Here is a 6,940-nt window from a genome sequence, read left to right as displayed (position 1 = left end):
GCTTTTCCGGCCAACACCTTGCGTAGTTTCCAAGAGGCGGCGAAGTTAGGCTGTCAGATGGTGGAGTGCGACGTACGCCAGGCAGCCGATGGGGCTTTGGTGCTTGCGCATGACCCGGAGGTAAGGGATGTACATGGACGTATTTACAAGATCGCCGAACACACGTCGGAGGCACTTGCCAGAATCGATTTGGGAGCGGGCGAGGGGCTGCCGCGCCTTGAGGAGTTGGTTGCATGGGCGCGAGGCCGCGTGGCGGTAATGGCCGACATGAAGTGTGAGGGGGGCGATATTGAAGAGAGGGTGGTTGCCGCGCTGTCGCCGTTAAGCCCCACAGAAAAGGTGGTGGCGGGGGCGAGTGGTGTAAGCCGGGCCTGTTTTCGACGGCTCGATCCATCCTTGCCGCTTTCGTTGACCCTCAGCCGTCGCGAGGAGAGCCTTTTACAAACGAGAGCCTTTGCTGAATGGCTTGCGGAGTTAGATACTCCGGCCGTCACATGGGAGTATCCGTTGCTTACGCCCGATCGCATCGAGATGTTGCGGGCTTATGGGAAGCGTATCTATGTTTGGACGGTAGATGAGGAGCCTTTAATGCGGCATTTTTACGCGCTTGTAGACGGAATCATCACCAATCGGGCGGAGCGGCTGAAGGCATTAGGTTTTATTTAGTAAGCACGCTGCAAAGAGGATCCCTGATTTCGTGACGGGATTATAAGAAGGTAAGTTCGCCCGTGACCCAGAATGTGTGTGACTAGACATGGAGAATCAAAACCGTATCAAAAGGCCTCTTGACAGAATGTGGGGTGTTATGATATAAGATCACAAATAAGAACAGAAGGGAGGAGATCGAGGACACTACTGTTCAGCTTAAAGCAGACTAGGGTTTCTGCAATACTCGAAACGTATCGAAATAATGTTAACCTGCTCTATCGAGCAGAATCTATCTTTAGTGTTAGCTTCTCTGAAAATCCAAATCTCAAACGAAGGAGAAACGGTATGAAAAAAGCGTTTACGCTGATCGAACTTCTCGTGGTTATCGCGATTATCGCGATTCTTGCGGCGATTCTGTTCCCGGTATTCGCGCAAGCACGGGAAAAGGCACGACAGGCGAGCTGCACCTCAAACCTCAAGCAACTCAGTCTTGCGTTTATGATGTACACCCAAGACTATGATGAATTCTTCCCCTACTGGAGTTGGTGGTACTCTTCTACACAAGGAGGGTGCCCACGTTCCGATAATCCGGCTGCCTGTGGGCACTTCGAGTCGGTCTGGTTTAACTCCATCTACCCCTATGTCAAAAACTCTCAGGTCTATGCCTGTCCAAGCACAAACGATCACTCAACCATTACTCAAAATGGGATATGGGCTTGGATAACAAGCGGTCAAACTCCCACTCAGGTGGGCATCACCCCGGCTATGGCGAACGCTACCATTAGCTATGCCATGAGTGAGCCTCTGGAGGATGGGAACGTTTGCGGCCAGGGAACTAGTGGCTGCTCGCAAGCCGCCCTTCAAAAACCGGCTCAGACGCTTCTGGTGGCCGACTGCATAATTGGCCTGACCACAGGATGGGCGCCCTCTTCAGACCCCAACGATCCAGCTCACCACTACATCATCTCTCGCGTCGCCTATCCGAATGCTCCTGCTAACTGCTGGAGCAATACGGCAACCTGTGGGGCAGCGCAGGACGATATCGGTGATTATCGGCCAGATATCTCCCAGTATGCGAATCTCTTCGATCAACAGGCACGTCACTCGCAGGGAGATGTCATTGGCTTTGCCGATGGCCATGTGAAATGGATGCGTGCTCGCCAGATCACCTTCGATCTGTTCAACGGCGGGCTACAGTAGATAGGCGAGTGCCTCTAGGTGTCTTTGTACACCTGGAGGCACTTTCCCTATGGATACCTAGAAACACTCTAATGGAGGAGATCAAGCTATGAAGCAAAACATTTCGCCGGGTGTTGCTATTGCCATTATCGTGGTAGCGATTATCCTCGCCCTTTTCTTCGGCTATCGCTATATCTCCGGTGGTCCGAACGCGGATGTGACTCAGGAGAATCTCAAACATTGGCAACAGCTTCGGCAGCATCCCCCTGCCTCTACTGCTCAGCCAGGGAAACCTGGAGCCGGGACAAGTGCCGGTCAATAGTCTTTCCTACCCTGCTCGCGAATGGCGATCCGTCTAAGGTTCTCGGTTGTGAAGAAGCCGATAGGGGCTCTAATAATGGCTCTTCTTGCTCTGTTTTATTCAGGGTGTGCCCCTAGTGCCCCTATCGGCCTCTCCTCTGGTCGCTCAACGTCTCAAGTGCCGGCACGTTTTTCGCCAAAGGAACCGCAAACTTTAAAACCACCTCTGCAGATCAATGCCCCTAGGCCTGTTAGTCCACCGACGCCAGAAGACCTTCAGCGAGCTTATCATGAGCTGCAGCAGCATCCTAAAGACCCTGAAGCGCTTATTCGCTATGGGGAGATAGCCCTTGCGCTAGGAAAGATTTCTGCGGGGACACAGGCTCTGCTGAAAGCCGCGCGTATTGCGCCTAGTTCGCAAGCTCCTTTCGCCTTCCTGGCAAGGCTTTATCAGGATGCCGGCTATACGGATTTGGAGATGCGGGCGCTACAGCATCTCGTAAGCTTGAGGAGCACCGACCCGAACGTTTATCTCCGATTGATAGAGATCTATCTAGAGCTGCATTGGCTTCCTTTCATTCCGCCCATTCTACATACCGTCAAAACGTTAGCTCCGAATAGCACAAAAGTCTCTTTTTTGGAAGCGCGCTATCTTTTTGAAGTTGGCCATACCCAGCAGGCTATTCGAATTCTGCAGCGTCTGTTCGCTCAGAATCCGCAAGATGAAGACATCGCTTTTTACCTAACTTCCTATCTCACCGCTGCGGAACAGCTTCCCGCAGCGGAACAGACCATTCGCATGGCTGTTCAACATAACCCATCGAGTGCACGTCTTCAATTACTTTTGGCCTACACCTTAGAACGTATGGGGAACCCTGCATCTTTTCCGGAGGCGCTTTCGCTATCACAAAATGCTCTCAAAACCGCATTGGCACAAGGACGATCTGATCTTGTTGCCGAGGCCTACTACCGTGAGGGGAAAGCCTACTTATTGCTGGGGCAAACGCAGAATGCGTTAACAGCCTTTCAGCAGTCTTACCAGGCGAACCCGGCTTTTGAGGATGTCGCCTTTCAGTTGGGACGTCTGAAGATGCGAGAGGGCGATAGGGCTGCGGGGACGAAACTGATCCGCTTCTATGAAACCATCAAAAACAACTCGATTCGCTATGGAACGGCTCGTGATGTCGTTAGCGAGCATATAACGGATCCGACGGCTCACTTGCGGATGGCCAGGTGGTACATGCGGCTTGGCATCTATAACGATGCTGTTGTAGAATATAAGGAGGCTTTGCGTTTACACCCGAACGATAAAACGGCTCTTAAGGGCCTTGAAGGTGCTTTGCTCGCTATGGGAAGGCGTACGGAGGCACACCAGATCGCCTCGCTGAGAGGGTAGAGAGGTGCAACGATCTAAGAACGGAATAAAAGTAGAAGAACAGAAAAGGATAGCAGAACAGAAAAGGCTACGATTTTTGTTGGCACTGTTGGCATTCGTTATTCTTTTCGGCATTGTGAGCTTGCCATGGCAAATGCGCATCCGCCGTCACCTCGCACTGCTGCATCAGCAAGAGCTACAACGTCAGGCGCTGCAGCGCGCTCAGGAGGAAGCAACTTTAGGGCTTCAACAGGCAGCGCAAGAGGTGCAGGTACATCCGAACGACCCCACAGCCCACGCCCACTACGCCGCTTTACTGGAGCAGCAGGGACGCTTCGCAGAGGCCGAAGAGCAGTGGCAGAAGGCGGTGCAGCTTGACCCCAAAGATGCCAACCTGCACGTGGCCTATGCGGCCTGTCTTGATGGGAACGGGAAAGAGGATGTGGCCATGCTCGAGTATGAACGTGCCTTGCGCCTCGACCCAAACAACCTACGGGCAGCCCTTGGGCTGGCACTGCGCTACATCACTTTAGGGTGGAACCAAAATGCATTGGCGCTGTTGAAGCGCCAATTGAAAGCCCACGATGACTCCTCCAAACTGCATGTCACACTGGCGATGGCCTATTTTCAGTTAACGCGCCTGAGCGATGCAGAAAGAGAACTGTTAAAGGCGCAGCAGCTCGACCCGCATGACCCCTCCATTTTCGGCCCACTGGCCGAGGTCTACTGGACGGCCAATCAGACCCAAAAGGCTCTGCAAACGCTGAATCAAGCGATACCGCTTGTGGCCGATCCAACTCCGTTGCTTTTAGAGCGTGCCAAAATCTACAACACTATCGGCCAACCCGATCTCGCGCTTAAAGATGCGGAGGCCGTTTTACAGCGCGACCCTCACGATTTAGAAGCTCTTGTTCAGGAGGGAAAGGCTTTACAGGCCAAGGGGGATATATCGGGGGCGGTGCGGGCATGGAAGCTGGTGTACGATAGCAACCCGGACATGGATAATGTGGGGCTGTTGTTGGGAAGGGCCTTCATCGCTTTAGGCAAGCGACAAGCGGGGGCGGCTCTCATTCAGAAGAGCCTACAGATGAGCCGTGAAGACAGCCGATGGCAGTCGTTAGGGCGGCAGATCATGAACGCTCCTACATCGGTGCCCCTGCATTTGCGTTTGGCGTGGTATTATCTTCACATCGGTAACTTGCCGCGGGCTATTATCGAGTTTCGAGAGGTATGCCGCCTTGATCCGCAGAATCGGGTTGCCAAAAAGGGGCTTGCAATGGCCCTTCAGCGTGCCGGACGACCGCTTACCGACCTCTCGCCGGCAACTGCTGGCGAGTAGGTTGGCTTTAGGTTTGTTGCATAGAGTTTTACTGAGTTGAAAAGAGCTTTTGCACTAGATAGGGAAAAATCTACCGAGAAAAAGCGATTGCGACTTTTACTCGCTTTGCTCGCTGTTGTGGTGCTTGTTGGCGTTGTGACCATACCATGGCAGATACGCATTCGGCGGCAGATAGCGAATTTGCAGAAGCAGGAAAGGCAGTGGCAAGCTTTGCAGGCAGCCCACCAGCGGGCGGTTTCTGCACTTCAGCAGGCTGCAGAGGCCGTGCAGCTGCAACCAAATGACCTTGCAGCGCATGCCCGGTATGCCACTTTATTAGCCCAACAAGGGCGTTTTGCAGAGGCCGAAGCGCAGTGGCGTTTAGCGATTCAACTCGCTCCAAAAGATGCCGACCTTCACGCAGCTTATGCAGACTGTTTGAAAAAGGACAAGCATGAGGACATCGCCCTTCAGGAGTATGAGAAGGCTCTGCGCATTGACCCTGACGATTTAAGTGCTGGCCTTGGTCTTGCCATGCTTTACCTTGATTTAGGGTGGAGTAGAGACGCCATCGCTCTACTAAAGAAGCAGTTGCATCGGCAACCGGATACCACACAACTCTATGTTGCTCTGGCGATTGCCTACTCTCAGTCGTTACGGCTGACGGATGCGCAGCAAGTCTTGCTAAAAGCGCGTCAACTGGCTCCCAACGACCCCACCGTTTTAGGGGCGCTTGCCGAGGTCTATTGGTTGTCTGACAAGCCCCAAAAGGCGCTAGCCATTTTGAATAAGGCTCTGTCGTTGTTGGGCAATTCTATCCCGTTGCTCCTAGAACGGGCTAAAATCTACAACGGCATAGGCCAGCCGAATTTAGCCCTTCAGGATACCGAGACGGTTTTACAACAAGACCCTCACAATTTAGAGGCCCTCTTTCAAAAGGGGAAGGCCTTGCAGACCAAGGGAGATATGCGAGGGGCTGTGGAGGCTTGGCTGCCTGTTTACGACGCCGATCCGAACAGAGATAATGTGGAGTTGTTGCTAGGGCGTGCCTATATGGCGTTAGGGCAGCGTGCGTCTGGGTTGAAGCTCATTCAGAGGAGTCGGCAAGCCCATCGTGAAGCCTCCATAGGGCAATCTCTTTGCATGCAACTGGTTAATGCGCCACATTCGGCGCCATTGCATTTGCGTTTGGCACAGTACTATCTGCATATCGGTAACTTGCCGAGGGCTATTATCGAGTTTCGAGAGGTATGCCGCCTTGATCCGCAGAATCGGGTGGCCAAAAAGGGGCTTGCAATGGCCCTTCAGCGGGCCGGACGACCATCACTGCCCTCAGATGCGGCATCCTCGTTCTAAGAGGGTAAGGGGGATATAACAAGGACGGCCTAGGAACGAATCCTAGGCCGTTTGTCTGTAGGGGTGAGGTTGTTTTATTTTACTGTGGAACAGTGCCTGTTGTAAGGTTCACCCAAGTAAGGTTAGTCCATCGCATGTATTTGGCATGGCCATCTACGAAGCTCACATTCTCACCGCCATGGTGGCGGGTGAGGTTATCGAGGAACGACTGGCTATTGTTGGCTAAGAAGTAGGACGCTGGTTTTGCCCCTTGCCAAATGAGGCAGCACCCTTGATTGGAGAACGCGATGCGGGCCGAGATATAGTTGGCATTTTGGGCATTAGGTTGTTGCCAAACCCATATGTCGGCCAGTTGCGAGCCACAATCGGCGAAGAGTGCCCAGTTGGCAGGTGTTGGAACGCCTGCCAGAGTATTGGTTGGCCAGCCGCCATCTAGCGACTCGTCTATGGCGTAGGAGACATATTTCGGATTGCAGCTCTCCCAGAAGTTGCAGGCTTTTCCTGTTGATGGGTTAATGGGAGCGAACATATCGTCCTTACCCCCATCGTCACTGCAGGAGGCCCAAGCGTCGTTCCAACGAAGCGCATCGTCCGGGCACTGATAGACTCCGGTATTTTTCACGTAGGGGTAGATGGCCATAGTCCAGAAGGCTGCCGAGTCGCGCGGGGCCCCGTTATTGCCTCCATTGCAGAAGAACGGCCAGTTCCACGAAGGGAAGCGCTCGTCGTAGTCCTGGGTGTACATCTGGGCACCAAGGCTGAGT

At 53.3% G+C, this 6,940-nt stretch carries 7 protein-coding genes; 6 read left to right on the top strand and 1 reads right to left on the bottom strand.

From position 1 onward, the window contains the following. The 6 genes from VKV18_RS00295 to VKV18_RS00270 form a co-directional block, all read left to right on the top strand. Positions 1–666: glycerophosphodiester phosphodiesterase (locus VKV18_RS00295; protein ID WP_324202230.1), on the top strand; the 666-nt coding region annotated here is incomplete at its 5' end. Positions 667–993: 327 nt separating this feature from the next. Next, positions 994–1,848: a DUF1559 domain-containing protein gene (locus tag VKV18_RS00290; protein WP_324202229.1), complete on the top strand. Its 855-nt coding sequence runs from the start codon at positions 994–996 to the stop codon at positions 1,846–1,848. Positions 1,849–1,936: 88 nt separating this feature from the next. Further along, the gene (locus VKV18_RS00285) at positions 1,937–2,149 is read left to right on the top strand and encodes a hypothetical protein (protein ID WP_324202228.1); all 213 of its coding nucleotides are present in this window, start codon (positions 1,937–1,939) and stop codon (positions 2,147–2,149) included. Between the two features lie 75 nt (positions 2,150–2,224). Then, the gene (locus VKV18_RS00280; RefSeq protein ID WP_324202227.1) at positions 2,225–3,523 is read left to right on the top strand and encodes a tetratricopeptide repeat protein; all 1,299 of its coding nucleotides are present in this window, start codon (positions 2,225–2,227) and stop codon (positions 3,521–3,523) included. 4 nt (positions 3,524–3,527) lie between these two features. After that, entirely contained in the window at positions 3,528–4,841 is a 1,314-nt protein-coding gene (locus VKV18_RS00275) for a tetratricopeptide repeat protein (protein WP_324202226.1), read from the top strand. A 36-nt stretch (positions 4,842–4,877) separates the two neighbouring features. Next, positions 4,878–6,176 (top strand): tetratricopeptide repeat protein, encoded by a 1,299-nt coding sequence (locus VKV18_RS00270; protein WP_324202225.1) that lies wholly within the window; start codon positions 4,878–4,880, stop codon positions 6,174–6,176. A 79-nt stretch (positions 6,177–6,255) separates the two neighbouring features. Here VKV18_RS00270 and VKV18_RS00265 read toward each other — a convergent pair. Next, on the bottom strand, positions 6,256–6,940 hold a 685-nt coding region (locus tag VKV18_RS00265; protein WP_324202224.1), incomplete at its 5' end, for a hypothetical protein.

Source organism: Chthonomonas sp., assembly GCF_035294505.1.
Lineage (GTDB): Bacteria > Armatimonadota > Chthonomonadetes > Chthonomonadales > Chthonomonadaceae > Chthonomonas.
This window is presented reverse-complemented; position numbering and strand designations above follow the sequence as displayed.